The sequence below is a fragment of the Kocuria sp. ICS0012 genome (assembly GCF_001665945.1).
GTDB lineage: Bacteria > Actinomycetota > Actinomycetes > Actinomycetales > Micrococcaceae > Kocuria > Kocuria marina.
In genome coordinates this window covers 13,217-39,655 of the sequence record NZ_LZMM01000084.1, presented here as the reverse complement: position 1 = coordinate 39,655, position 26,439 = coordinate 13,217, and the positions used below count along the sequence as shown (strand labels likewise).

The window sequence follows — 26,439 nt, the reverse complement described above, 5'->3', positions numbered from 1 at the left end:
CGTGAAGGTCGCCGGGGCGGCGTCATTGCGCTCACGGGCGCCAGAACGCGGCGACCGCCCGGTACAGGGCGTACAGGTCCCCGGTGTGCACGAGCTCGCGCGCCGAGTGCATGGACAGCAGCCCCACGCCCACGTCCAGCGTGCGGATGCCCAGACGGGTCGCGGTGATGGGTCCGATGGTCGAGCCGCACGGCACGGTGTTGTTGGAGACGAACTCCTGGTAAGTCACTCCGGCCCGTTCGCACACCCGGGCCCATTCGGCCGCACCCGTGGCATCGGTCGTGTAGCGCTGCTGCGCGTTGATCTTGAGCAGGGGCCCTCCCCCGGGCTCGGGGGTGTTCACGGGATCGTGGTGACCCTGGTAATTGGGGTGCACCAGGTGCCCCGCGTCCGAGGACAAGCACACGGAGGCCGCGAGCGAGCGCCGGTATTCGTCCGTGGTCTCGCCCCGCGCGGCGCTGATGCGCACGAGCACGTCCTCGAGGAACGGGCCGGCGGCGCCCGAGCGGGTGGCCGAACCGACCTCCTCGTGGTCGAACGCGGCGAGCACGCTCACGTGCTCCGCGCTCTCGAGGTCGTGGGCTTGTTCCATCAGGGCACGCAGGCCCGCGAACACGGAGGTCAGGTTGTCCAGGCGGCCGCTCGCGAGCAGCGTGCGCTGCGCGCCGATGAGTTCCGGGGCCTGGGAGTCCGCGACGACGATGTCGTAGCCGAGAATGTCCGACGCCGTGATCGGTTCGGCCGACGCATCGTCGCCGGCCGGGGCACCCGGTGCACCTGTCACGGTCGTCCGGCGCGTTCCGCGCGACTCGTTCGCGGCATCCGCGAGCACGGTCAGGACGTCCGTGTCCTGGTCCTGCCCCACTCCCCACACGGGTTGCACGTGACGCTGCTTGTCGAGCGTGAGACCCTCGTTCGCGCTGCGGTCCAGGTGGATCGCCAACTGCGGGATCCGGGCCACGGGGCCGGTCGCGGTGAGGACCTGCCGGGTCCCGCCGTCACGGCCACGCACCACGAGCCGACCGGCGAAGCGCAGATCCCGGTCCAACCACGAGTTCAACAGGGGACCGCCGTAGATCTCCACACCCGCCTGGTACCACCGGTGCGTCACGGTGGTGGGTCGGGGCTTGAGCTTGAACCCCGGCGAATCGGTGTGAGCCCCCAGGATCCGGTACCCCGCACCCGGTGCGGCACCGGACGGGATCACCCACGCGATCAGGGCGCCGTCGCGCACGGTGTAGTAGCCGCCCGCGGACAGGTCCGACCACGGCCGGGTCTCGTCCAGGGCGGTGAACCCCGCGGCGTCGAGCGCGGCGGCAGCCGTGGCCACGGCGTGGAACGAGCTGGGCGAGGCCGTGATGCACTCACCCAGTGCACACGCGAAGCCGGCCTCCGGAGTTCCGGGGCCGGGCTCCGGCGTTCCGTTGGCGGGGTCGGCCGGGGTAGTGGATTCGTGCGAGCTATCCGTCATGACGCCCAGTGTAGGTGGGGGCGACATCCCACTCGCCCGGGGTTGCGGGCGGCGGCGTTGCACCGGGCGAGGGAGGCGTCGCCGTACCGTGTGGGTCGGAACCGTTGGGCCGGGAAGTGCTCTCGCTCGAGGTATCGCCCGAGGGCTCGCCCGGCACTGCGGGAGCGACGTCGTCCCCCGTGTGCGCGCCGTGAGCGGTGCGGGTGTCCAGCAGACCCACGTAGCGGCCCTGCCCGTCCCGCACGGAGTACGGACCGTACTGCGGCGGCAGGACCAGGTAGCGCTGCGTGGCCGGGTCCAGGACGTAGGCCGCCAGGCCCGAGGCGTCCTCGGCCAACCGAGAGGGCCGGTGGCCGAGCTCGGGAAGCCGGGCCGGTTGCGGGAGTGGCGGCAGGACGATCGTGCGAGTCACGGCCACGGACCGGTTGCGGCGCACGAGCCAGAACACGAGTGCCACGTAACCACCGTTGATCAGCGTCACCGCGATCAGGTCTGTGGGCGCCCCGGAGGTGTCGTTCATGTCCGTGAGCCCCACCATGGCCATGAGGGACACCGTCATGTTGTTCACGGCGTGCAGTGCGATCGCCGCTTCCAGACCACCGGTGCGCCACGTGATGATGCCCATGGCCACGGCCATGATCCCCACCGAGAGCTGCCCCCAGATGTCGTACGCGTGACCGAGCACGAACAGCGGCACCGGGAGCAGGATGGCCCACGCGGGGTGCTTGAGCCACCGGCCGATGGTCTGGGCCAGGTAGCCGCGGAACACGACCTCCTCCGCCGCGCACTGCAGGGGGACCACGAAGATCAGCGAGGCCATGAGCCACCAGAAACCGGGGGCCGGTTGCAAGGACACGGGCCTGCCGCCCGCGGCGAGTTCCAGGCCCACGGCGATCGCGTTGATCAGGGCGTAGATCGCGACCGCCGCCACGACGCACGTGAGCAGCCACTTCCACCGGATCCGCCCGGTCACGGAGAAGATCAGCCCCAGGGGACGCGGGCCGAGCACCAGCCGGGCCAGCAGGGCGCTTGGGAGCATGAGGACCACGGAGCCGAAGAGGATGAAGAACACCACGGGGTCCAGCTGGTTCATGGCCAGCAGGTCCCCGTCGATCCGCTCCGGGGCCGCGAAGACCATGACGAGCAGGAATACGATGGTCAGGAGCAGGAGGACGGCCAGCAGGATGAGCCCCTCCACGAGCGGCATCCACCAGCGGTGGCGGGGGTCCGCGTGCGCCAAACGGTGGTAGAAGAGGCTACGGGTCCGTGGCGGATCCTGGACGGGGGGCGACGGACGGGACCACGGTGCGCTGGCGTGACTCATGACTCCACGGTAGCCGTCACGGGGGACGCTCAGGGCCCTCTGTGCAGGGCGCTGGCCGTGAATCCGGGGTGGCTCCGACGGAGAACCGGCGAATTCCGACCGCGGTATGAGATGCCAGCCCGAGGCGGATCCGCCCGGTGGTACCGGAAGTCCCGGGTGGCCCGCCCCCGGGCGTTGACGACCGGGCTCGTGATCGGACGCCTCGACCCGGGCGGGTCAACGCCGGTAACGCTCCACGAACGCCCGTAGGATCCGTGGGGCCTGGTCCACGGCGGGGCCGTTGACCACCCGGTCGATCACGGTGTCTGTGTCCTCGGGCCGGAAGTACCCCAAGTCCTTGTACGCGCGCACGCGGCTCACGAGCCCCTCGGGGTCCAGTTCGGGGTGGAACTGGGTGGCGTAGAGGTTGTTCTTGATCCGGTACATCTGCACGTGGCACGCGGTCCCGGTGGCGAGCAGCACCGCGTTGGGCGGCAGCACGCGGGTGCCCTCCTTGTGCCCCACGTACGCGGTGAACTCACGGGGCAGTTGCACGAGTAGGGGATCCCGAGCCCCCTCGTCGGTCACGCTCACGGTGATGGGACCCACGTCCTCGTGGCACGACCGGTCCACCTTGGCCCCCTGGTGGATCCCCAGGGTGCCCACGCCGTAGCACGCGCCGAGGAACGGGAAGTCTCGGGCCACGACGTCGTCCAGCAGGGCGCTGATCCAGGTCTCAGCGACGCGCTGCGCCCTGGACTTCTCCTCCGGCGGGTCCGAGGAGTTGAACGGCGACCCGCCCACGATGATCCCGCTGTACCTGTCCAGGTCCAGCGCGGGCCACTCACCGGACTCCAGACGGATGCGTTCGAGTTGGTCCTCTTCGAGGCCCCCGAAGTGGGCCACGGCCCGGTATTCCTCGTCCGCGAGGACGTTGTCATCACGGGTGGCCAGCAGCACGAACGGTTTCATGGCTTACACCTATGTCACGGGGGCCTCGGGATGCAAACTGCCCGGGGACGAGGCCGCTTTCCGACGCTTCGATGACACCCGTGGAAGAGTCCGGCGGTTACTCCGAAGAAACGTGGTTCCTCTCCTTGACTTACCCTGTGTGGTCCAGTTCACTGTTCTTGAATGAAATTTAAATTTCATATCACGAAATGCCAGAGGAGGACGAATCGTGGATCTGACCGAGTTCAACAGCCTCGATCGTGAGGCCGCCCTCGCGGCCGTACGACCGGCCCTGGACGTCCAGCGCTGGATCGAGGAACTCGTGTCCGGGCGCCCGTACGGGTCGAGGCCCCGCCGCGCTTCGTGCCCATCGCATCCATCGAGCACCTCCAGAATCACCTGCGGGAAGGTGACACCGTCAAGGATGGTAAGCTCGTGGACTCCGAGGGCAACGAGATCCCGTGCATTATCGCATCCGGTGAAGTGGTCCCGGCGCCCCTGGACTCCAAGAAGTCCGGGACCGCGGGCGAGCACTGATTTTCCGCCGCCAACCGTGTCCTCACGCGATGAGCGGAGGGGCGCGGTTCGCACATGTCCTTCACGTGCGGTGGCCGGACCCCCACCCGGGGACCGACAACCGCACGGTCAGAACTGCCCCGCCTCTCATGGCAGGAGAACAACACATGCAGCCTTCAAGCAATCACCACATTTTGAGTGGGTTGACGAATAATCTTCAGGACGCTGATGTTCAGGAGACGCAGGAGTGGATCGAGTCGTTTGACGCGTTGATCCAGGCGCAGGGTACCGCGCGGGCGCAGTACGTGATGCGGGCGTTGTTGCAGCACGCGGGCACGCATTCGGTGGGTGTGCCGATGGTGACGACGTCGGATTATGTGAACACGATCCCGGTGGATCAAGAACCCGAGTTCCCCGGTGATGAGGAGATCGAACGCCGCTACCGGGCTTTCCTGCGCTGGAACGCGGCGGTGATGGTCCACCGCGCTCAACGCCCGGAAGTCTCCGTTGGCGGGCATATCTCCTCTTACGCGGGGGTGGCGACGTTGTATGAGGTGGGGTTGAACCACTTCTTCCGCGGACCTGGCCATCCCGGGGGCGGGGATCAGGTGTTCTTCCAGGGTCATTCCTCCCCCGGTAACTACGCCCGCGCTTACCTCGAGGGCCGGCTCACGGAGGAGCAGTTGGATGGGTTCCGGCAGGAGAAGACCCACGCTCCCAACGGGTTGCCCTCGTACCCGCATCCGCGGTGTTTACCGGATTTCTGGCAGTTCCCCACCGTGTCGATGGGGATCGGGCCGATGAACGCGATCTACCAGGCCCAGTTCAACCGGTACCTGCACAACCGCGGTATCAAGGACACCTCGGACCAGCACGTGTGGGCGTTTTTGGGGGACGGGGAGATGGATGAACCCGAATCCCGTGGTGTGCTGCAGTTAGCGGCGAATGAGAAGTTGGACAACCTCACCTTCGTGATCAACTGCAATCTGCAACGCTTGGATGGTCCGGTACGCGGGAACGGGAAGATCATCCAGGAGCTGGAAGCGTTCTTCCGCGGTGCGGGGTGGAATGTGATCAAGGTCGTGTGGGGCCGGGAATGGGACGCCTTACTGGAGGCGGATCACACCGGGGAGCTGGTGCGGATTATGAACGAGACCCTGGACGGGGACTACCAGACCTTCAAAGCCGAATCCGGTGGGTTCGTCCGTGACCACTTCTTCGCCCGCTCCGCAGCCACTAAAGAGCTGGTGGCCGATTACACGGATGAGCAGATCTGGAACCTCAAGCGCGGCGCCCATGACTACCGCAAGGTGTACGCGGCGTACAAGGCGGCGGTGGAACACACCGGCCAGCCCACGGTGATCCTGGCCCAAGGCGTCAAGGGCTACGGGTTGGGTCCGCACTTCGAGGCCCGTAACGCCACCCACCAGATGAAAAAACTCACCCTCGAAGACCTCAAGGCCTTCCGGGATCACTTACGGATCCCGATCAGTGATGAGCAACTGGACTCGGATCTCTACAACGCCCCCTACTACCACCCCGGACCCGACTCCCCCGAAATCAAGTATTTGTTGGAGCGCCGTCAGGAGTTGGGGGGGTTCCTCCCGGATCGCCCCCACACCCAGCAGGCGATCACCTTGCCCTCGGACAAAGCCTTCGCTTCGGGGAAGAAGGGTTCGGGCAAACAACTGGCGGCCACGACCATGGCGTTCGTGCGGATCCTCAAAGACCTGATGCGGGAGAAGGACTTCGGGCACCGCATCGTACCCATCGTCCCGGACGAGGCCAGGACGTTTGGGATGGACTCCTTCTTCCCGACCGCGAAGATCTATAACCCCAACGGGCAGAACTACCTCTCCGTGGACCGCGAACTGATGCTCGCGTACAAGGAATCCGCCCAGGGTGTGATCCTGCACCCGGGGATCAACGAGGCCGGGGCCACCGCTGCGTTCACCGCCGCGGGCACCTCCTACGCCACCCACGGTGAAACCATGATCCCGGTGTACATCTTCTACTCCATGTTCGGGTTCCAACGCACCGGGGATGAGTTCTGGGCAGCAGCCGATCAGATGGCCCGCGGGTTCGTGATCGGCGCCACCGCCGGGCGTACCACACTCACCGGTGAGGGCCTGCAACACGCTGACGGGCACTCCCCGATCCTGGCTTCGACCAACCCCGCGGTGATCCACTACGACCCCGCCTACGGGTACGAGATCGCCCACATCGTCAAACGCGGGATCGAACACATGTACGGGCACGCGGATGAGGATCACAACGTGATGTACTACCTCACCGTCTACAACGAACCCATCCACCAACCCGCCGAACCCGAAGACGTCGATGTGGACGGGATCCTCAACGGTATCTACCTGCTCAAACCCGCCACCAACGAAGGCCCGCGCGCCCAGTTGCTGGCCTCCGGGGTCGGGGTGCCCTGGGCGTTAGAAGCCCAACGGATCCTCGCCGAGGAATGGTCGGTCTCCGCCGACGTGTGGTCGGTGACCTCGTGGACGAACCTACGCCGGGATGCTCACGCCGCCGAACATGAGGCGTTCCTCAACCCCGGTGAAGGAACACGCACCCCCTACATCACCCAAGCACTAGCAGGGGCGACGGGACCGGTGATCGCCACCAGTGATTACACCTCGCAGTTGCCGGACTCGGTGCGTCAGTACGTACCCAACGACTGGGCCTCGTTGGGCGCTGACGGATTCGGGTTCGCTGACACCCGCGCCGGAGCACGCCGGTACTTCACCATCGATGCGCACTCAATGGTCGTACGCACCCTGGAAATGCTGGCCAAACGCGGAGAGATCGACTGGTCCGCCCCCGCAGAAGCCATCACCCGCTACGACCTCACCAACCCCGCCGCCGGCACCAGCGGTAACACCGGAGGCGACGCCTAACCCACCAACCCACCACCACGACGCCCCCACACCGCGCGGCACAGTGACGTACCGCCGCGCGTTCACCGTGCCCGGGCCGTGATGGGCCGGCGAGAAGCACCCCGTATGACTGCCCGATGAGTCGATTGGTTCGACGACGCAGCCCGCAGGCTAGGGCCCCGCCCGCGTCGCACCGTGATGCGCACCCGAATTTCTTCTGCGGATCGTAAATTGGAAATTTACGGTTTGACTAGTGGCGATGTCCGGGATCCAGGCTGTGGTGCACATCAGCACACTTCCGGGGGCCTGCACATCATGGAACTCAATCGCCGAAATCTGGTCGCGGGAACAGCAAGCCTGGGCGCGCTGGCGGCGGGCGGCCTCGTCACCTCCCCCGCCCACGCCCACCAGGGTGGGCGCCATGGTCGAGACCCCTCCGGACTGCCCACTGCACCGCAGACCCCCGCAGGCCGCCTGGCCCGTGACGAGAAGTACTGGCGCACCGTCGCACGGCATTTCCGCATGGACATGCCCGTCACCAACTTCGAGAACGGGTACTTCGGAGCGAACCCTCAGAACGTACGAGATGCCTATGCCCACGCCAACCGGACCATCCAGGAACAGAACTCTTGGTTCCTCCGCAACGCGTACGAGGAGCGCATCACAGATGTGCGGGCTCGACTGGCGGAAGCTGTCGGGTGCTCCGTAGAGGAGATCGCCATCACGCGCGGCGCTACGGAGGCGCTACAGGCCCTGATCGGCGGCTACAACAAGCTCAAGCCCGGTGACGCCGTGGCCTACGCCGATCTCGACTACGACTCCATGCAGTACGCCATGAAGTGGCTCAAGGACCGCCGCGGGGTGGACGTGATCGCCACCGCGATCCCGGAACCCGCGACGTACCAGAACGTGATCGATCATTACACCAAGCTGCTCCGGGGCAATCCGCGGATCACATTGCTCCTGCTGACCCATATCTCCCACCGCACGGGCCTCAAGCTGCCGATCGCGGAGATCAGCCGGATGGCCGCGCAGCACGGGGTCGACACGATCGTGGATGCCGCGCACTCGTGGGGCCATGTGGATTTCAGCGTCAGGGATCTCGAGAGCCCCTTCGTGGGGTTCAATCTGCACAAGTGGATCGGCGCACCGCTGGGCTGCGGCTTTCTCTACATCAAGAAGGATCGCCTTCCCGATATCGATCGTCACTTTGCGGACGAGGACCACGACGCCGATGACGTGCGATCACGGATTCACACGGGAACCGCCAATTCGGCCAACTACCTGGCAGTCCCGGCGGCTCTGGACTTCCACCGAGCCGTGGGAGCCGCCAACAAGTTCGCGCGCCTGCAGTACCTGCGTGATCGCTGGGTGCACCAGGTCTTGGACGTGTCCAATCTGACCATCATGACTCCGGAGGATCGGCGCATGTACGGCGCACTGACGTCCTTCCGGATCGACGGGAACACGACCCGGGAACGCAGCGTGGCCATCACGGACTACCTCACCAAGGCGTGGAGGATATTCACGGTGCGTCGCGGCGGTGTGACGAACGGCGAGGTCATTCGTGTGACCCCCGCCCTGTACAACACACCGCAGGACAGCGACCGCTTGGCGCGGGCATTGAGGGCTGCCGCCAGGCGGTTCTGAAGCCCGTGGACCAAACGGTACCGGGACCGACGCGGCGTCGAGACTCGGACGAAGGCGTTCAGCCGGCCTGGGCCAGCTGTCCGCACAGCCGCTCGGCGGCCTCGCGCAACAGGGGCACGGCGCGGTCGCCGAAGTCCCAGTCCACGCGGGACGTGGGCCCGGACACCGAGATCGCAGTGGGTGTGGGTGCATCCGGCAGTGCCATGGCAAAGCAGCGCACGCCGATCTCCTGTTCCTCGTCGTCCACGGCGTAGCCGCGTTCTCGGATCTTTTCGAGATCGGCGAGAAGCTCGTCCACAGTCCCGAGGCTCTTCTCGGTGGGGGTAGGCATGCCCATGGACGCCACGATGGACACGACCTGCTGTTCGGGCAGGGTCGCCAGGATCGCCTTGCCCACACCGGTATCGTGCACGTGGGCGCGCCGGCCCACCTCGGTGAACATGCGCATGGAGCGGGAGGACTGCGCCTGACCCACGTAGACCACCATGTGACCGTCCAGCACCGCCATGTTGGCAGACTCCCCCAGTTCGTTCACGAGCCCCTGCAGGACTGGTTGCGCGTAGGTGCCCAGTTGCAGGCCCGCCGCATAGCCGAGGCGGATCAGTCCGGGGCCCAGCGCGTAACTGCGGTTGGGCAGCTGACGCACGTAGCCCAGCGGGATCAGGGTGCGTAGCAACCGGTGGATGGTGGGCAGCGGAAGATCCGCCCGGGATGCGAGCTCGCTGAGGGAGGACTCCCCTCCGGACGCGGTGATGATGTTGAGCAGGTCGAAGACCCGCTCCACCGATTGCACGCCGCCCGCACTCTTGCCTTCGGCCATGGCCCTTCTCCCTCTGCTGCCGGAGCGATCACCGCCCCGCGTGGGGTCGCGTACGGTGACCGCAATGTGAAACAAGTCTTACGAAGACCTTGTCATGCCTCGTACTCTACGCCTAGGATTCAATTAATGAAATTTATTTTCCACAATACGGATAGGTAGCGGGCCACCGCGGTTCCGCTCGACTCGGAAGGAAACCCGTCACATGGCGGCTCCCAACCCCGGCTACTCCATGGTCCTGCGCGTGGAAGCGCCCGCGACCTTCAACTCCACGAGCGAGATCACCACGGCGGCCGCCGCCGGTGCCCAGGTGACCGCACTGGACATCGTGGAGTCTTTCCCCAACAGCGTCGTGGACATCCGCTGCAACTTGTACAACGCCGAGCACCGGGACGAGGTGCGCGACGCGCTCAACGCCCTGGACGGCGTCAAGGTCCACAAGATCTCCGACCGCACCTTCCTGATCCACCTGGGCGGCAAGATCGAGGTCACCCCGCGCGTGTCCCTGCGCAACCGTGACGACCTCTCCCGCGCCTACACACCGGGCGTGGCCCGCGTGTGCATACCCGTCCGAGAGAGCCCCAAAGACGCCCGGCGGCTGACCGTCAAGCGCAACACCGTGGCCGTGGTCACGGACGGCACCGCGGTACTGGGCCTCGGTGACATCGGACCAGCCGCGGCCCTGCCAGCCATGGAGGGCAAGGCCGCCCTGTTCAAGGCGTTGAAGGACGTCAAGGTGGTCGTCTCCGGCGTGGGTGCCGCGGACGTGTTCATCGGCGTCTCCGCCCCCAATGTCCTGGACGGCAACGACATCGCGACCATGGCCGACGACGCCATCGTCTTCGCCAGGGCCAATCCGGACCCCGAGGTCCACCCCCGTGGAAGGTGCCGAGCCCGCGACCGTCGTGGCTACCGGTCGGCCGGACTTCCCGAACCAGATCAACAGCGTGCTGGCCTTCCCCGGGCTGCTGGACGCGGGCGCTTGCGAGATCACCTCAGAGGTGCTCGCGGCCGCCGCGAGGGCCATCGCCGACTGCGTGCACGAGGACGAGCGCAACGCGAGCTTCATCGTCCCCAGTGTGTTCGACCAAGAACGTCGCCCCGGCCGTGGCCGAGGCCGTGAAGTCCGTGGCGGAGGCCCCAGGCCGGCTGACGGGAACGACCGGGTGCGGCGGCGTCGTACCGAGTGCAGGGCCTGCCGCACCCGCAATGAGCAGTACAAACTACACCGAAAATCCAGGAGGCAACCCATGAGCATCACCCACAACACACCCGACAACATCCCCGCCGCGAACGAGATCCTCTCATCCGACGCCCTCGCATTCGTGGAGGCGCTGCACGAGAAGTTCGCGGACCGTCGTGAGGAGCTGCTCGGCAAGCGCGAGACCGCCCGCGCGAAGGCCGCCGAGAGCGGCACCATGGACTTCCTCCCCGAGACGCGCGAGGTTCGGGAAGGCGACTGGAAGGTCGCCCCGGCCCCCGCGGCCCTGCAGGACCGGCGCGTGGAGATGACCGGACCGGCGTCGCCCGCGAAGATGGCCATCAATGCCCTGAACTCCGGCGCCAAGGTGTGGCTCGCGGACCTCGAGGACGCCGCCTCCCCCAGCTGGGCCAACCAGGTGGACGCGATCGCCAACCTGCGCGACGCCGCCCGCGGCACCCTGGGCTTCACCTCCCCGGAGGGCAAGGAGTACAAGCTCCGCGAGGACGTGCCCCTGGCCGTGGTGGTCATGCGCCCGCGCGGCTGGCATCTGCCCGAGTACAACATCACGGTCAACGGGAGGACCGGTTCCGGTTCCCTCACGGACTTCGGGCTGCACTTCTTCCACACGGCGAAGCAGCTGATCGAGAACGGCCAGGGGCCGTACTACTACTTGCCGAAGATGGAGTCCTACCTGGAGGCGCGACTGTGGAACGACGTGTTCACGTTCGCGGAGGACTACCTGGGCATCGAGCACGGCACCGTTCGCGCGACCGTGCTGATCGAGACCATCCCCGCCGCGTTCCAGATGGACGAGATCCTCTACGAGCTGCGGGACCATGCCTCCGGGCTCAACGCCGGACGCTGGGACTACCTGTTCTCCATCATCAAGTACTTCCGCGACGCCGGGGAGAAGTTCATCCTGGCGGACCGCTCCGCCGTGACCATGACCGCTCCCCTGATGCGCGCGTACACGGACCTGCTGGTGCAGACGTGCCACAAGCGCGGCGCGTTCGCAATGGGTGGCATGGCCGCGTTCATCCCGTCCCGCAAGGATGAGGAGGTCAACCGGGCCGCGTTCGAGAAGGTCCGCAACGACAAGACCCGCGAGGCCAATGACGGCTTCGACGGCTCGTGGGTGGCCCACCCGGACCTCGTGCCCGTGTGCCAGGAGGTCTTCGACGGCGTGCTCGGCGAGAAGCCCAACCAGGTGGACCACCAGCGCCCCGACGTGGACGTGACCGCCGAGATGCTGCTGGACGTGCCCTCCGCGGGGGACCAGCGCACCGAGAAGGAGCTCAACGCCAACCTGTACGTGGCCATCCGCTACGTGGCGGTGTGGCTGTCCGGCAGCGGCGCGGTGGCCATCCACAACCTGATGGAGGACGCCGCCACCGCGGAGATCTCCCGCTCGCAGATCTGGCAGCAGATCAAGAACGGCGTGGTCTACACGGACACCAACAACACCGCCACGCGCGAGCTCGTCTCCGACGCACTGGACACTCAGCTCGAGGTGCTGCGCGGTGAGATCGACCAGGAGAACTACGAGAAGTGGTTCGTGCCCGCCGGGCGGCTCATCTCGGACATGGTGCTCAGGGAGGACTACCCGGCGTTCCTCACGCTGTCCGCCTACGACCTCATGGAAGGCAGCAAGTAACACCGGCGCACCTGGACGCCACCCCGGCCCCCGCCACGACCGCCCCGCGCGGCGGGGGCCGCACCCTCTCCGCCAGCGGGCTTCGGTCACCGCGCGGACCTGCTGCTCGCGGGCACGGACGCTGACCTCGCACGGTTCCTCCCCAAGGACTCCGGGACCCGCCAGCCCGTGCACACGTGCTACGTCCTGGCGGACCTCGTCACGGAGCGGACGCCCGCCGAGTGGGGTGCCGCGGCGTCGTCGGCGGCCGGGGAAGCGGGTGGTCTCGCGGCCCTCGCCGAGCTCGCCGGGGTCGACGCCGCGGCGGCACCCGATCTCGTGGCCCGCGTCCACAAGAAGCTGCGCACCGAACCGGTCGAGGACACGAACGCCTCCGCTTCCGGGTGCCTGCTCCCCCGTGAGCTGAAGGTCCACCGTTTGTTCGGCGAACAGGAGACCACGCTGGCGATCGTGGTGGCGATGAGCAGCGCATTGGTGGGCTTCTCCTCCAGCACCGTCCACTTGAGGAGGACGTTGATGCCGATGGTGGTGAGGTAGCAGATGCCACCCACCGTCAGGAACCGCATCTGACGTTTGCCCCGGGTGGTCGAGGTCGATCCGGTGCCGGCGGACTGCGTCGTGGTGCCTTCCCTGTCAATGTGTCAGGCCCGTGTTCAGGGGTGCTTTCAGCGGACGGGAGCGGCTCCACAATCTACACGGGGGCGGGACACGGCCCCGTGCACGCACAACGCCCCGGGCCGTAGTGGTCCGGGGCGTTGTGCGTGCTGCGCGGGTGTTCAGATGGTCTTCGCGTCGATCACGAAGCGGTAGCGGACGTCCGAGTCCACCACGCGGTCGTAGGCCTCGTTGATGTCCTCGGCGCTGATCAGCTCGATCTCCGCGGTGACACCGTGCTCGGCGCAGAAGTCCAGCATCTCCTGGGTCTCGCGGATGCCGCCGATGTTGGAGCCCGTGAGGGACTTGCGGCCGCCGATGAGCGAGCCCGCGCTGACCTCCAGGGCCTCGGTGGGCAGCCCCAGCAGGACCATGGCACCGTGCGGGCGCAGGGTGGCCATGAACTCCTGCACGTCCACGTGGGCGGAGACGGTGTTGATGATGACGTCGAACTCGCCCTTGTGGTTCTTGAGGGCCTCGGGATCCTCCTTGCGGGCGATCCAGTCGGTGGCGCCGAAGCGGCGGCCGTCCTCCTCCTTGGAGCGGGTCTGGCTGATCACGGTGACCTCCGCGCCCATGGCGGCGGCGAGCTTCACGGCCACGTGGCCCAGACCGCCCATGCCCACCACGGCCACCTTGGAGCCCTCGGTGACGCCCCACGTCCGTAGCGGGGAGTACGTGGTGATGCCCGCGCACAGCAACGGCGTGGTCGCGGCCGGGTCCAGGTTCTCGGGGATGTGCAGCGCGAAGGCCTCGGAGACGAGGATTTCGGTCGAGTACCCGCCGTCGGTGGGGCGCCCGTCGAAGCGGTCCTTGCCGTTGTAGGTGCCCACGGCCTTCGGACAGTTGTTCTCCTCGCCCTTCAGGCACCACTCGCACTCGCGGCAGGAGTCGACCAGGCAGCCGACGCCCGCGCGCTCGCCGACCGAGAACTTCGTGACCTCGGAACCGACCTCGGTGACGCGGCCGATGATCTCGTGTCCCGGGACCATGGGGAACTCGATCGGTCCCCACTCCTCGCGCACGGTGTGGATGTCGGAGTGGCAGATGCCGGCGAACTCGATTTCGATGCGGATATCGTCCGGGCGCAGGTCCCGGCGCTCGATGGTGCCCTTCTCCAGCGGGGCGTCGGAGGCGACGGCCTGGTAGGCAGCAACATTGGTAGTCATGGGCCGTGACTCTAGACCCCCGCCGTGGCCTTGTCACGTCACTCCTTTCACAGGGGACCATATCCGCAGACAGAACAACATGGACCCGGCCGTTGCTCGCCCAGCCCATCCTCGAATGCCCCACCGTGCGGGGCGTTTCGAGGAGCCGGGAATATCCGCGGACACCTCCCCGCTGTTATTGATGAGTTTCATCGAGATGAGTGAGGAGTCATCATGGCTTTCCGTACGGAGAATCCCGCCACCGGCATTGTGGAGCAGGAGTTCACCTCGGCCACCGATGCTGATGTCAGCCGCGCGATCGAGCGCGCCGACACCGCATTCGCTTCCTGGCGCAAGACCCCGGCCGCTGACCGCGCCAAAGCGCTGGCCGGTGTCGCCCAGGCGTTCCAGGACCGCGGGGACGAGCTCGCGCGCGCGATCAGCACCGAGATGGGCAAGCCCTTCGCCCAGGCGCAGGGAGAGGTCGCACTCTCGGCATCGATCTACCAGTGGTACGCCGACCACGGCGAGGGCCTGCTGGAGGAGGAGACCCTGGACGTGGGTGACGACGCCAAGTCCGTGGTCGTCACCGAGCCCATCGGTGTGCTCATGGGTGTCATGCCGTGGAACTTCCCGCAGTACCAGGTGGCGCGTTTCGCGGCCCCGAACCTCATGTTGGGCAACACCATTCTGCTCAAGCATGCCTCCATCTGCGCCCGGACGGGTGAGCTGATCGAGGAAATCCTGCACGCCGCGGGTATCCCGGAGGACGCCTACATCAACTTGTTCGTGAGCACCGACCAGGTGACCACGATCATCGAGGACCGGCGGGTGCGGGGCGTGTCCCTGACCGGCAGCGAGGGCGCCGGTGCCGCGGTGGCCACCACGGCCGCGCAGAACCTGAAGAAGAGCGTTCTGGAGCTCGGCGGGTCCGACCCGCTGATCGTGCTCGACGATGTGGACGTGAAGGAGACCGCTACGACCGTGGCAACGGCGCGGATGAGCAACGCAGGCCAGGCCTGCAACTCGCCCAAGCGCATCCTGGTGCCCGCCGGCATGTTCGACGAGTTCGTGCAGACGGTCGTCGAGACCGTCGAGGGCATGCCGGTGGGGGACCCGCTGGCGGAGGACACCGAGATCGGCCCCCTGTCCTCCGTGCAGGGCCGTGACGACGCCGTGTCCCAGGTCGAGCGTGCGGTGGAGCAGGGTGCAACCCTGCACACCGGTGGTAGGGCTCTGGATAAGGACGGGGCGTGGATGTCCCCGGCGGTACTGACCGGTGTGACCCGGGAGATGGATGCGTTCAAGGAGGAGATCTTCGGTCCGGTGGCAGTGATCTACTCCTACGACTCGGTGGACGAGGCGGTGGAGATTGCCAACGACTCCGACTTCGGTCTCTCCGGCTCCGTGTGGAGCAAGGATGAGGCGAAGGCTGAGGAAGTCGCGCGTCGTCTGGAGGTGGGCATGGCCTACGTCAACGAGCACGCGACGACGAAGGCGGGCCTGCCCTTCGGCGGCGTGCGCCGCTCCGGCTACGGCCGTGAGCTGGGCCGCTGGGGCTTCACCGAGTTCGCCAACACCAAGCTGGTGCGCGTTGCCGGCTGACACCCGCCCGGCGCCCACCACGAGAGAGGTTTGCACTATGGCTCGCATTACCAAGGCTCTGCAGTCCCTGACCGCACCGTCTCCCAAGCCCACTGCGACGGAGACGGCAGTGCGCCTGGCCCTGGGAGCGTTCATGTCCACCGCGGGCATATCCCACCTGACCTTTGCCCGGGAGGACTTCCAGGCACAGGTTCCGGACTGGTTCCCCATGGACAAGGACACCGTGGTTCTGGCCTCCGGTGTGGTGGAGATCGCCTTTGGTGCCGCACTGTTGGCGCTGCCCAGGCAGCGCGCAGCCGTGGGCGCCGGTCTGGCCGCGTTCTACGCCGCGATCTTCCCCGGCAACATCAGCCAGTACGCCGAGCGGCACGACGCATTCAATCTGGACACTGATGCCAAGCGGCTGGCCCGGCTGTTCGGTCAACCGGCCTTGATCGCCGCGGCCCTCCGGGCCGGGGGCTTCCCCCGGAAGTAGTCGGAAGCGCAGGACGCGAGCCGGCCTCACCGCCCGAATGGGAAACCCTTCAGGTCCTTCGGCAGAGGGGTCGCGTACGTGCGGACCTTGGAGGTCCTCAGCCCCAGCCACACCAGCGACTGCGCCACGGTGACCGCGGCAGCCACGCCGTCCATCACGTGCACGCCGCACCGCTCGTGCACGGCGTGCTCAAGGGCGGCCATCCCGCCGCAGCCGAGGACAACCACCTCGGCTGCGGCCCTGTTCGATGGCCCGCTGCGCTTCAGCGACGATCGTCTCGACCGCCGCGTTCTCATCACGCTCCAGGTCCAGCACGGAGGTGTTCGGCGCCCGCACGGACGCGCAGCGCTCATCAGCCCGGCCAGCTGCAACCGGTCCTCGATGAGCGGCACGGTGCGGCCCAGGGTGCTCACTCCCGGTGTAGCTGCGCCTCATGAAGATGGCGATGGAAGCGGCCACCTGGGGATGTCCACGACGGGCTGGTCGAGGAGCTCCTGCAGACCTTCCCACCGGTGCTCGCCGAACCTGGCCTGGATCACAGGGGTGAAGGGCGGGTCGTAGGTCAGCACCGCGTCCATCACCCCCACCGCGGCGAGGTAGGACTTCACGTTCCCTTCGCACGACGACGCCGTGCTCCACCCTGCGGGGCAAGTGGGAGGGAGCCCGCGGCGGCGTCGTTGGGCGCGATCTCGTGCGAGACGCAGGGTCGGTGCGAAGTGGCGGCCACGATGGCCTCACCGTGCTGGTCGGTGCACTCGAGCTCGCGCTTGGCGGTGACCAGGTAGCACAGGGCGCCCAGGTCGGCCCCAATGAACTACGAGAACTCGCCGACAGCCTGGAAGACGGGCAGCAGGGCGACCGCCAGAGAGGCCAGTATCGTGGGGACGAACGCCCCGGTTGCCCGGGGGTCACGCCGCCGCGGTAGACGTACTCGCCGTCGTGGGTGTCCATGGAGAGCTGGGGCACGTTCACGCTGGAGCGGCGGATCAGCCAGTAGTCCACCATGATGATCCCGAAGAGCGACCAGAGCAGCGGCGCCCAGCCCACCCAGGAAGCACACGATCACCACGGGCGAGGTGTAGAGGTTCCACGGCAGGATCAGCAGCGCTAGGGACGCGAGCACCTGCAGCGCGCCCACACCCAGGACCGTGAGCACCTGCCACGCACCGAGTCCGAGGGCGAAGAGGCCGATGGCGAAGCCCGTAGTTGCCCAGGGAGTGCACGTCGTTGGCCCTCATGGTGAAGATGCTGTACGCGCTCCACGTGCGCCCGTAACGGCTGGTGGGAGCGAGGTCCACGTTGTAGAGCCTGTTGCTCGTGTCCGAGCGCGGCTCGTGGGGGACGCCGGGCGGTGCGTGCAGGCGCCCGGGCTCGGGGCGACCGCCCGCCTGCTCCGTGGTGCGGGGGAAGTCCTGGAGAAAACCGTGAGACGACGTCGCACCGTTCAGCTCCCAAATCTCACACCACGGGTTGACGCGCATCACACCCGGTCGATAACTTTTCATTCATCAGAACTCAAATTTCACTCCATGGAATCAAGGCGTAAGAAAACGGGGCGGCCGCGTCACCGCCCCGGGGAGGGCCCACCGTGCGGTACACCGTGAACGCCTCGATCATGCTGACCGACCTGCCCGTGCTGGAGCGCCCCGCCGCCGTGGCGCGCGCAGGCTTCTCCGCGGTCGAGTTCTGGTGGCCGTTCCCCGCCACCACCCCGTCCGAGAGGGAGATCGAGGACTTCGCCCGGTCGCTGGAGGACGCGAACATCCAGCTCACGGGCCTGAACTTCTTTGCCGGGGACATGCCCGCCGGTGAGCGGGGAGTCCTCTCCCACCCAATGCGCACGGATGAGTTCCGGCGAGGCGTGGACTCCCTGGTACGCGTGGCCCGGGCCACGGGCTGCCGGGCCTTCAACGCCCTTCACGGCAACCGCCTGCCGGACGTGCCCGTGGCCGAGCAGGACGACGCCGCCGTCGAGAACTTCCGGTACGCCGCGGACGCGGTCGCGGTCTTCGGCGGGACGGTCCTGGTGGAACCGCTCTCCGGCGCCTCGACGTATCCTCTGCGCACCGCCGCGGACGTCATGGCCGTGCTCGACCGCGTGGACTGCCCGAACGTGAAGCTGCTCGCGGACTTTTATCACCTGGCGGTCAACGGGGAGGACGTCGAGGCCCTGATCGAACGGCACGCCGCGGAGTTCGGGCACATCCAGCTCGCGGATGCACCCGGCCGCCACGAGCCGGGCACGGGCGATCTGCCGCTGCTCCGGTGGGTGGCCCGGGCCCACGAGCACGGCTACCACGGACCGGTGGCGCTGGAGTACGTCCCCTCCCAGGACGACCCCTTCGCGTGGCTCCCCCGCGACCGGCGCGCGTGAGCCCCCAAACCGACCCCACCCACAGAGGCCGCGCGGGTGAGCACCGCGTGGCCGGGCCCCGAGCGGGCGGGCACGCCGGGCGGGTGCCACGTGAACAGGTGCCGAGCGAGCGGGTACCGCGTGGGCGGCGTTGTGCTGGAATGGTCCCGAAACCGGACATCCCCAGAAGGAGGACACCGTGCGCGTCGTCGTGGCACCGGACAAGTTCAAGGGGTCGGTGACCGCCCACGAGGCGGCGGCCGAGCTTGCGGCGGGCATCGCCGAGGTGCGCCCGGACGCCGTCGTGGAGGTCCTCCCGGTCGCCGACGGCGGAGAGGGGACGCTCGACGCCGCCCTGGACGCGGGCTTCGAGCGCCACGACCTCACCGTCACCGGACCCGCGGGAGGTCCCGTCCCCGCCGCGTGGGGTCGACGCGGAGACGAGGCCGTGGTGGAGATGTCGTTGGCTTCGGGCCTCGCTGTCCTCCCCATCCAGGGCGGCCGCCCCGTGCTCGCACCCCGCACCGCCACGAGCCGCGGCACGGGCGAGCTCGTGGCCGCCGCGCTCGATGCCGGCTGCACCCGCGTGCTGCTCGGCGTGGGTGGCAGCGCGACCACTGACGGCGGCGCGGGGATGCTCGCCGCGCTGGGGCTGCGCCTGCTGGACGTGAACGGCCGCGACCTGCCCACTGGCGGCGCGGCGCTCGCCGAGTTGTATCACGTGGATGCCGCACAGCTGCACCCACGCATCCGGGACGTCGAGTTCGTGCTTGCCGCGGACGTCGACAACCCTCTGCTCGGCCCGCACGGTGCCGCCACGGTCTTCGGCCCGCAGAAGGGCGCCTCCGAACAAGACGTCTTGGACCTCGACGCCGCCCTGGCCGTGTTCCGCGACCGCCTCGGGGACGCGCTCGGCGACCCGGCCCGCCAGGCCGCGGATGCCCCCGGCGCGGGGGCCGCGGGCGGCGTCGGATACGCGGGACTCGCGGTGCTGGGGGCGCGGCGCAGGCCGGGGATCGACGTCGTGCTCGACCTTGTGGGGCTCGATGCAGCCGTGGCCGGTGCGGACCTGCTGCTCACCGGCGAGGGCAGCCTGGACGAGCAGAGTCTCGGCGGGAAGACGCCGCTGGGCGTGCTGCACGTGGGGCGGCGCCACGGCGTGCCCGTGGTGGCCGTGTGCGGGCGCACCACCCTGGATGCCGCGACACTTCGCGAGGCGGGGTTCGCCGCCGTCCACGAACTGCGCGCGCTTGCAGCGGACCCAGAAACGTCGATGCGAGAGGCACCCCGCCTGCTCCGGGAGGTCGGTCGCCGCATCGCCTCACAGTGACGGAGCTTTCCATTTCCACGGGCACTCGAGAGCGAGCCGCCCCTCACGCACCGCACCGCCCGGCCACGAGCGCCGGAACGCGCCAGCGGAAGGGCACCCCTTCCACGAATGCCTCCCCGCAGCACGGTTCACGTCAGAAGAAGACCCCGGAGTCCGCCCGGAACAAGAGCCCCCGGCCCGGGGCGACCGCAGACCCGGAGGTCGACGAGGAGCGCGCGAACGAGCGGGTGCGGGCGACGGTGGAGCAGGCGCATGCCCCTGAACTCCGTGCCCGCCACCGTGAACGTGCCCGCCCTGGAGTACGAGCGGCTGTTCGCGGCGCAGAACGCGTTCGTGGACATCGGCTTCCGGGGCGGCGCCGTCCCCGGCAACAAGGAGGACCTGCGCCCCCGCGCGATGACGGCGTGTACGACTTCAAGTGCTTCCTGCTGCACTCCGGGGTGGACGAGTTCCCCCACCTGGGGGCGGACGAGATGGCGGAGGCGCTCGCGGAGATCAAGACGTTCAACTCGCTTCTGATCGTGCACACGGAGGAGATCCCGGACGGCGCGACCGCGTTCAAGTGCTGCCCACCCGTGCGCGAAGTCTCCACCCGGGAGATGCTGTGGAGGGGCTGGTGAACGGCACCATCGACGACATCGTCTCGGACCGCTACCCCTCCACGCTCGAGCTCAAAGACCTGGGCAACGGGGACTTCGAGGTCGCGTGGGGCGGCGTGTCCTCCCTGCAGCTCGGGCTGTCCCTGCTCTGGGCCGAGGCACGACGCCGCGGCGTGGGTCTGGGCCGCGTGTTGCAGTGGATGTCCACGCGCCCGGCCGAGCGCGTGGGTCTGCGCTCCAAGGGCTGGTTGTCCCTGGGGTACGACGCGGACATGGCCGTGTTCGCGCAGGACGAGAGCTTCGTGGTGGACGCCAAGGCCCTCAACCACAAGAACCCCATCACGCCGTACCAGGGCAAGGTGCTCTCCGGGAAGATCCGCAAGACCTTCGTGGGCGGCCAGGAGGTCGACTACCAGACCCCCACGGGTCGTCTACTCGGCCGCGGCCAGGTGCGAGCCGATCGCCGGATTGTTGACAATAGGCGGATTTTTTTCAATCATGAACCATGAACCCGTGGGATGAGACCGAGAATCATGGTTCCCCCGATCCGGTGTCCACGGATGCCGGATCGGGCTCCCCCGACGTCCGTGAGCCCCTCTTCTCCGAGCAGGAATACGCGCACCGTCTGCACCGCGTCCGCGAGAAGATGGCGCACCAGGGACTGTCCGCCCTGATCGTCACGGATCCGGCCAACCTCTTCTACCTCACCGGCTACGACGCGTGGTCCTTCTACGTCCCGCAGATGCTGTTCGTCCCCGCCGAAGGCGACATCCTGTTGTTCCTGCGCGAGATGGACGCCCGGGGCGCCTTTCGCACCTCCTGGCTGCCCGAACACCAAATCATCGGGTACCCCGAACGCTATGTGCAGCGCCCCCACCTGCACCCCTTCGACTGGGTGGCCTTCGCCCTGCGGCGCCGCGGACAGATCGCCCCGTCCGCGCACGGCTGCGTGGGCCTGGAGATGGACGCCCACTTCTTCTCCCCCAAGGGCTACCGGGCCCTGGTCAATGCCATCCCCGAATGGTCGTTGGTCGACTGCTTCGAACTGGTCAACTGGGTTCGCTCCGTGAAGTCGGACGCCGAGATCCACTACATGCACGTGGCCTCGCGGGTGACCACCGCGGCCATGACCGCGGCGATCGACGCGATCGAACCCGGGGTCCCGCAGAACAGGGTGGCCGCCCGCATCGCGGCCGCCCAGGCGGAGGGGGACGGCGAGGCCTGGGGTGACTTCCCGGCCATCGTGCCCATGCTGCCCACCGGTGCGTCCGCGGACACACCCCACCTCACGTGGTCCGACCGTGTCCTGCGCAGCGGCGACGCCGTGGTGGTCGAGTTGAGCGGTGTGCACCGGAGATATCACGTCCCCCTGGCGCGCACCGTGACCCTCGGTCCCCCGAGCGATGCGATGGACCGCTTGGAGGAGGCGGTCGCCGACGGTCTGCGCGCCGTCCTGGACGCGACCGCCGCGGGCGTCCCCATCCGTGAGCTGGCGAGCGCCTGGAACTGGAAACTGGCCTCGTACGGGCTCGAGAAGCCCAGCCGTCTGGGGTACTCCGTGGGCATCGGGTACCCGCCGGACTGGGGCGAGCGCACCATCAGCATCCGCTCCGAGGACGAGACGGCCCTCGAGGAGAACATGACCTTCCACCTCATTTGCGGCATGTGGATGACGGGATACGGCTACGAAGTTTCGGAGACCATCCGAGTGACCAGCACGGGGGTGGAGACCTTCACGTCCTTCCCCCGCCAGATCATCAGGAAGTGAGCTCATGACCATGACCCCGCACGTCACCACCGTCCGGTCCCTGGACCCCTGCCCCACCGCGGGTGTCTCGGGACCGGTCACCCAGGGCCTGCTCCCGCTCGCGTCCCGCTCGGACGGGCTCGTGGGCTCGGTCATCGATTCGTCCACCTCGCTGCTGGCCGCCCAGACCCACGACATCGTGCGTTTCGCGATGGGCGCTCCCGCGGCGGAGGTGATCCCCACGGAGGAGTTCCGACGGATCGCCGGGGAGATCCTCACGGACGCCAGTTTCACATACGGCGCCACCGAGGGTGAACCGGACCTGATCGACACGGTCGTGAACCACTTCTCGGACAGTGCCTCCGATCCGGAGCGCATCGTGATCACCTCCGGCGGGATGCAGGGTCTGGATCTCGCGTTCAAGCTGTTCGTGGACCCCGGTGACCTGGTGGTCGTGGAGAGCCCCACCTACACCAACGGTTCCGGCACGGCGCTCAGCTACGGCGCGGACGTCCTGGAGGTCCCCGTGGACGACGACGGCATGGACGTCGACGCCCTCGAGACGCTCGTGGCCAAAACGGGCCGCACGCCCCGGATGATCTACACGATCCCCAACTTCCAGAACCCGTCCGGCACCACCCTGAGCGAATCCCGACGGCGCCGCCTGCTCGATCTCGCGCACACGTGGGGCGCCATGATCCTCGACGACGACCCGTACGGCGAGCTGCGCTTCTCCGGCGATCCCGTCCCCGGGTTCCGCGATCTCAGCCCGGACGACCCCCTGGTCTTCTCGGTGCGCACGTTCTCCAAGATCCTGGCCCCGGGCCTGCGGGTGGGCTGGGTCGACGCCGATCCCCGGCTGCGCGAGCTGCTGATCGCCGGGAAGCAGGCCATGGACACGTGCGCGAACGTCCCCGCCCAGCACATCGTGGCCGAGTACATCGCCCGCGGCGGCTACGACGAGCACCTCGCCGGGTTGCGCACCGAGTACAAGCGCCGCAAAGAGGCCATGGACGCCTCCATCGCCGCCCACCTGGGCGATCGAGTCCGCACCACGGACCCGGACGGCGGCTTCTTCCTGTGGGTCACCCTGCAGGGCGACGACGCACGGGTGCCCTCCTCGCGATTGTTCGAGATCGCGTTGGCCGAGGGGGTCGCGTTCATCCCGGGCCCGGCGCTTTCACCCTCGGGGCGGTTCCAGGACGCGTTCCGGCTGTGTTTCGCCTCGAGCACCCCCGAACGCATCGAGGAGGGACTGCAGCGACTCGCCCGGGCCCTGGACATCGCCCGGGGAGAGCTCGACCGATAGCTCCGACCCGGCCACCTCGGCGCAGCGCCACCCGTTCGGACTGGATAAGGAGACCCATCATGAGCCGCGACGGCGTGCGGTGCAGCCCGCAGGAGCAGGCCGTGCTCGACCTCATCGACACGGACGAGCTCGTGGACCTCACGTGCGCCCTGGTGAATGCCGCCGGCGAGAACCCCGGGGGCACCGAGGAGGACACCGCCCACGTCCTGGAGCGAGCGGCGAGCGAGCGCGGATTGACTGCTCGCAGCGACGTCGTGTCCCCCGGTCGGCCGAACGTGGACGTGGACCTGCCCGTGGGCGGTCCCGTGGCGGACGGGCCGGGGCTGCTGTTCCTGGGCCACTCGGACGTCGTGCCCGCGGGGCCCGGGTGGATGCGGGCGCCGTACGACGCGGTGGTCGACGGCGACCGGCTGTACGGGCGCGGGGCCACGGACATGAAGGGCGGGCTCGCCTCGGTGCTGTGTGCCATGGACGCCCTGCGCCGCTCGGGTGTGTGCCTGTCCGGACCCGTGAGGCTGTCGTCCACCGTGGACGAGGAGGACCTGGGTCTCGGGATCCGGCAACTCACCGCGCGCGGGCTGGGGCGTGCGTTCCTCGGCTGCGTGGTGGCCGAACCGACCGACCTGCAGACCGTGATCGCATGTCGTGGGGACGCGTACCTCGAGGTCGAGATCACCGGGGTCCCCGCGCACTCGGGGCGCCCCGCCGACGGGCGCAACGCGATCGATGCCGCGGCGGCCCTGCTGCGCCTGATCCGGCGGGACCACGAGGAACACGCCCGCCGCAGCGATCCGCTGCTGGGGTCGCCCACGTGGAACGTGGGCAAGATCGAGGGCGGCCGGGCCACCTCCATGGTGGCGCCGTCCTGTCACGTGTGGTTGGACCGGAGGCTCATGCCGGGTGAGGACCCCGAGCGCATCGTCGCCGAGCTGCGTGCGGCGGTGGACCGTGCGGGGATCACCGGCGACGGGATCTCCCTGGACGTGGAAATCACCATGTCCATGCCGGGTTTCCGCACCGACCGAGAGCACGAACTCGTCACCACCGTGCACGACGCCGTGGCGGACGCGGGCGGCGCAACGTCGATCGGCGGGTGGACGGCCGCGTGCGACGGCGGGTTCATCGCGCGGGACCACGGCGTGCCCACGGTGGTCATGGGACCCGGAGGACTCAACGACCAGGCGCACCAGGTGGACGAGTCCGTGAGCGTGGAAGAACTTTCGCAAGCGGCCAGGGCGTACACCCTGACCGCGTTGCGTCTGCTGTCCCGCTGAACGGACCGGCTACCGCCGGGCGACCACGGGCATCTTGCCCGTCTCCGGGATCTCCGTGCCGCGCAGGGACGCCCCCACGGTCTCCTTCATGAACTTGGCGGCGATCAGGCCGATCACGCATGCGCCCATCATGTAGAACGCGGGGATCAGCGGGTTGCCGGTCGCCTCGATGAGCGCCTCGTTGACCAGCGGTGCGGTGCCGCCGAAGATCGCCGTGGACACGTTGTAGGTGATCGCGAACCCGGCGTAACGCACCTGCGTGGGGAACATCGCCGGGAACGTGGCGGAGATGCACGCCAACTGGGGGATGTAGAGCAACCCCAGCACCGCGAAGCCCAGCAGTGCCCACCAGAAGCCGTTGGCCATGAGCATGTACATGGGGATGGACATCACGATCAGACCGATGAGCGAGAAGTACCACATGGGTTTGCGCCCAAGCTTGTCGGAGAGTTTCCCGGCGAACGGGATCACGAGCATCATGGCGAACTGCGCGATGAACATGATGGTCAGCACCGTCTGCGAGGACATCTCGGTCTGACCCTCGAGGTAGGTGGGCATGTAGCTCAGCAGCGTGTAGTTGACCACGTTCACGGACACGACCAACCCGGCCATGATCAGCATGGGCTTCCAGTAGGTGGTGACCAGTTCCTTGAGGGCCATGCCCGCGGATTCCTCCGAGTGGCCGGCTTCCTCGAGCTCCAGGAACACGGGCGAATCCGCCAGCTTGGACCGCAGGTACAGGCCGATCAGGCCCAGCGGGCCGGCCAGCAGGAAGGGGATCCGCCAGCCCCACTCCATCATGGCGTCGTTGCCCAGGGTCACCTCGCCCATCAACACGATCAGTGAACCCAGCGCGAAACCGCCCAGGGTGCCGAACTCCAGGAAGCTGCCCAGGAAGCCGCGCTTCTTGTCCGGGGCGTACTCGGCCATGAACGTGGCGGCACCGCCGTACTCACCGCCGGTCGAGAAGCCCTGGATCACACGCAGCAGCACGAGCAGGACGGGTGCCACGAAGCCGATGGTCGCGTGGGTGGGCAGGATGCCGATGCAGAACGTGGCACCGGCCATCAGGATGATGGTCAACGCAAGGATCTTCTTGCGTCCCAACCGGTCACCGAGCGGGCCCCAGAACAGTCCGCCCAGAGGGCGGACCAGGAACGACAGGGCGAACGTACTCAGAGCCAGCAGCGTGCCGGCCTCCCCCGGGAAGAAGTTCTGGGTGATGTACACGACCGACACGGCGTACACGCCGTAGTCGAACCACTCCGTGGCATTACCGATCGCGGAGGCGGCCACCGCGCGGCGCACGGTACTCGCGTCCGGTTCCGGGTGTGACGACGCCGCAGGGGACGTCATGTCGCGCGGGTCCCGCGATTCGCGGGGCAGATCGGATTGATGTTGCGAATTCATGGAAACCTCCATGGTGCAATCGGTGGGCGTCGGCGCGCCCGGGATCGGTCCGGCATCGAGAGATCATGGAGCCTGGCGGCCCGT

At 67.9% G+C, this 26,439-nt stretch carries 21 protein-coding genes and 2 pseudogenes; 13 read left to right on the top strand and 10 right to left on the bottom strand.

The window, feature by feature from the left end:
• Positions 1-31 precede the first annotated feature (31 nt).
• The 3 genes from A5728_RS13015 to A5728_RS13005 all read right to left on the bottom strand — a co-directional run bounded on the left by A5728_RS13015 (position 32) and on the right by A5728_RS13005 (position 3,746).
• Complete coding sequence (locus A5728_RS13015) at positions 32-1,471, bottom strand: M18 family aminopeptidase (RefSeq protein ID WP_082943487.1); 1,440 nt, start codon at positions 1,469-1,471, stop codon at positions 32-34.
• Entirely contained in the window at positions 1,461-2,795 is a 1,335-nt protein-coding gene (locus tag A5728_RS13010; RefSeq protein WP_156523470.1) for a CPBP family intramembrane glutamic endopeptidase, read from the bottom strand. Before A5728_RS13010 ends, A5728_RS13015 begins: the two co-directional genes overlap by 11 nt.
• Positions 2,796-3,011: 216 nt before the next feature.
• A complete protein-coding gene (locus tag A5728_RS13005; protein ID WP_064847463.1) occupies positions 3,012-3,746 on the bottom strand; it encodes a glutamine amidotransferase in 735 nt (244 codons plus the stop codon).
• A 342-nt stretch (positions 3,747-4,088) separates the two neighbouring features.
• Between A5728_RS13005 and A5728_RS14340 the strand changes: the two genes are divergently transcribed.
• From A5728_RS14340 to A5728_RS12995, 3 genes are all read left to right on the top strand, one after another.
• Positions 4,089-4,262 (top strand): hypothetical protein, encoded by a 174-nt coding sequence (locus tag A5728_RS14340; RefSeq protein WP_179861313.1) that lies wholly within the window; start codon positions 4,089-4,091, stop codon positions 4,260-4,262.
• 146 nt (positions 4,263-4,408) lie between these two features.
• On the top strand, positions 4,409-7,147 hold the full coding sequence (aceE, locus tag A5728_RS13000; RefSeq protein ID WP_064847462.1) for a pyruvate dehydrogenase (acetyl-transferring), homodimeric type: 2,739 nt from the start codon (positions 4,409-4,411) through the stop codon (positions 7,145-7,147).
• A 294-nt stretch (positions 7,148-7,441) separates the two neighbouring features.
• Positions 7,442-8,776, top strand: coding sequence for an aminotransferase class V-fold PLP-dependent enzyme (locus A5728_RS12995; RefSeq protein ID WP_064847461.1), 1,335 nt, complete (start codon positions 7,442-7,444; stop codon positions 8,774-8,776).
• A 58-nt stretch (positions 8,777-8,834) separates the two neighbouring features.
• On the opposite strand, the gene A5728_RS12990 is transcribed toward A5728_RS12995, so the two are convergent.
• Positions 8,835-9,596 carry an IclR family transcriptional regulator gene (locus A5728_RS12990; RefSeq protein ID WP_035964809.1) on the bottom strand — a complete coding sequence of 254 codons (762 nt, stop codon included), beginning with the start codon at positions 9,594-9,596 and terminating at the stop codon, positions 8,835-8,837.
• Positions 9,597-9,798: 202 nt separating this feature from the next.
• Between A5728_RS12990 and A5728_RS12985 the strand changes: the two are divergent.
• Together A5728_RS12985 and aceB are read left to right on the top strand one after the other, a co-directional pair.
• Positions 9,799-10,847, top strand: a pseudogene (locus A5728_RS12985) (malic enzyme-like NAD(P)-binding protein).
• The gene (aceB, locus tag A5728_RS12980; protein ID WP_064847459.1) at positions 10,844-12,451 is read left to right on the top strand and encodes a malate synthase A; all 1,608 of its coding nucleotides are present in this window, start codon (positions 10,844-10,846) and stop codon (positions 12,449-12,451) included. Before A5728_RS12985 ends, aceB begins: the two are co-directional and overlap by 4 nt.
• A gap of 179 nt (positions 12,452-12,630) precedes the next feature.
• Here aceB and A5728_RS15145 read toward each other — a convergent pair whose 3' ends face one another.
• The gene (locus A5728_RS15145; RefSeq protein WP_082943486.1) at positions 12,631-13,017 is read right to left on the bottom strand and encodes a GtrA family protein; all 387 of its coding nucleotides are present in this window, start codon (positions 13,015-13,017) and stop codon (positions 12,631-12,633) included.
• Positions 13,018-13,227: 210 nt separating this feature from the next.
• The gene (locus tag A5728_RS12970; RefSeq protein ID WP_064847457.1) at positions 13,228-14,274 is read right to left on the bottom strand and encodes an NAD(P)-dependent alcohol dehydrogenase; all 1,047 of its coding nucleotides are present in this window, start codon (positions 14,272-14,274) and stop codon (positions 13,228-13,230) included.
• A 213-nt stretch (positions 14,275-14,487) separates the two neighbouring features.
• On the opposite strand from A5728_RS12970, the gene A5728_RS12965 reads away from it, so the two are divergent.
• Both A5728_RS12965 and A5728_RS12960 read left to right on the top strand, forming a co-directional pair.
• Positions 14,488-15,858 (top strand): NAD-dependent succinate-semialdehyde dehydrogenase, encoded by a 1,371-nt coding sequence (locus A5728_RS12965; protein ID WP_064847456.1) that lies wholly within the window; start codon positions 14,488-14,490, stop codon positions 15,856-15,858.
• 37 nt (positions 15,859-15,895) lie between these two features.
• Complete coding sequence (locus A5728_RS12960) at positions 15,896-16,333, top strand: hypothetical protein (protein WP_064847455.1); 438 nt, start codon at positions 15,896-15,898, stop codon at positions 16,331-16,333.
• 26 nt (positions 16,334-16,359) lie between these two features.
• Here A5728_RS12960 and A5728_RS14935 read toward each other — a convergent pair whose 3' ends face one another.
• The 3 genes from A5728_RS14935 to A5728_RS14600 form a co-directional block, all read right to left on the bottom strand.
• Positions 16,360-16,746, bottom strand: coding sequence for an aspartate/glutamate racemase family protein (locus tag A5728_RS14935; RefSeq protein ID WP_222119721.1), 387 nt, complete (start codon positions 16,744-16,746; stop codon positions 16,360-16,362).
• An 18-nt stretch (positions 16,747-16,764) separates the two neighbouring features.
• On the bottom strand, positions 16,765-16,941 hold the full coding sequence (locus A5728_RS14605; protein ID WP_197493205.1) for a hypothetical protein: 177 nt from the start codon (positions 16,939-16,941) through the stop codon (positions 16,765-16,767).
• A gap of 206 nt (positions 16,942-17,147) precedes the next feature.
• Positions 17,148-17,489, bottom strand: a complete 342-nt coding sequence (locus tag A5728_RS14600; protein WP_197493203.1) for a hypothetical protein — start codon at positions 17,487-17,489, stop codon at positions 17,148-17,150.
• Between the two features lie 432 nt (positions 17,490-17,921).
• Here A5728_RS14600 and A5728_RS12950 point away from each other — a divergent pair, with 432 nt between their 5' ends.
• The 6 genes and pseudogenes from A5728_RS12950 to A5728_RS12915 all read left to right on the top strand — a co-directional run bounded on the left by A5728_RS12950 (position 17,922) and on the right by A5728_RS12915 (position 24,945).
• Positions 17,922-18,707 (top strand): hydroxypyruvate isomerase family protein, encoded by a 786-nt coding sequence (locus tag A5728_RS12950; protein WP_098056084.1) that lies wholly within the window; start codon positions 17,922-17,924, stop codon positions 18,705-18,707.
• 178 nt (positions 18,708-18,885) lie between these two features.
• Complete coding sequence (locus A5728_RS12945) at positions 18,886-20,016, top strand: glycerate kinase (RefSeq protein WP_064847454.1); 1,131 nt, start codon at positions 18,886-18,888, stop codon at positions 20,014-20,016.
• A 177-nt stretch (positions 20,017-20,193) separates the two neighbouring features.
• Positions 20,194-21,124 (top strand): annotated as a pseudogene (locus A5728_RS13825) (amidohydrolase family protein); the annotation flags it as partial.
• Positions 21,121-22,383, top strand: a complete 1,263-nt coding sequence (locus A5728_RS12925; protein ID WP_082943485.1) for a M24 family metallopeptidase — start codon at positions 21,121-21,123, stop codon at positions 22,381-22,383. The pseudogene A5728_RS13825 and the gene A5728_RS12925, both read left to right, overlap by 4 nt.
• Before the next feature lie 4 nt (positions 22,384-22,387).
• Positions 22,388-23,671, top strand: coding sequence for a PLP-dependent aminotransferase family protein (locus tag A5728_RS12920; protein ID WP_231885657.1), 1,284 nt, complete (start codon positions 22,388-22,390; stop codon positions 23,669-23,671).
• Positions 23,672-23,730: 59 nt separating this feature from the next.
• Entirely contained in the window at positions 23,731-24,945 is a 1,215-nt protein-coding gene (locus A5728_RS12915; RefSeq protein ID WP_064847450.1) for a M20 family metallopeptidase, read from the top strand.
• A gap of 9 nt (positions 24,946-24,954) precedes the next feature.
• Here the strand turns inward: A5728_RS12915 and A5728_RS12910 are convergent, their stop codons facing one another.
• On the bottom strand, positions 24,955-26,355 hold the full coding sequence (locus A5728_RS12910) for an MFS transporter (RefSeq protein ID WP_206069151.1): 1,401 nt from the start codon (positions 26,353-26,355) through the stop codon (positions 24,955-24,957).
• Positions 26,356-26,439 lie beyond the last annotated feature (84 nt).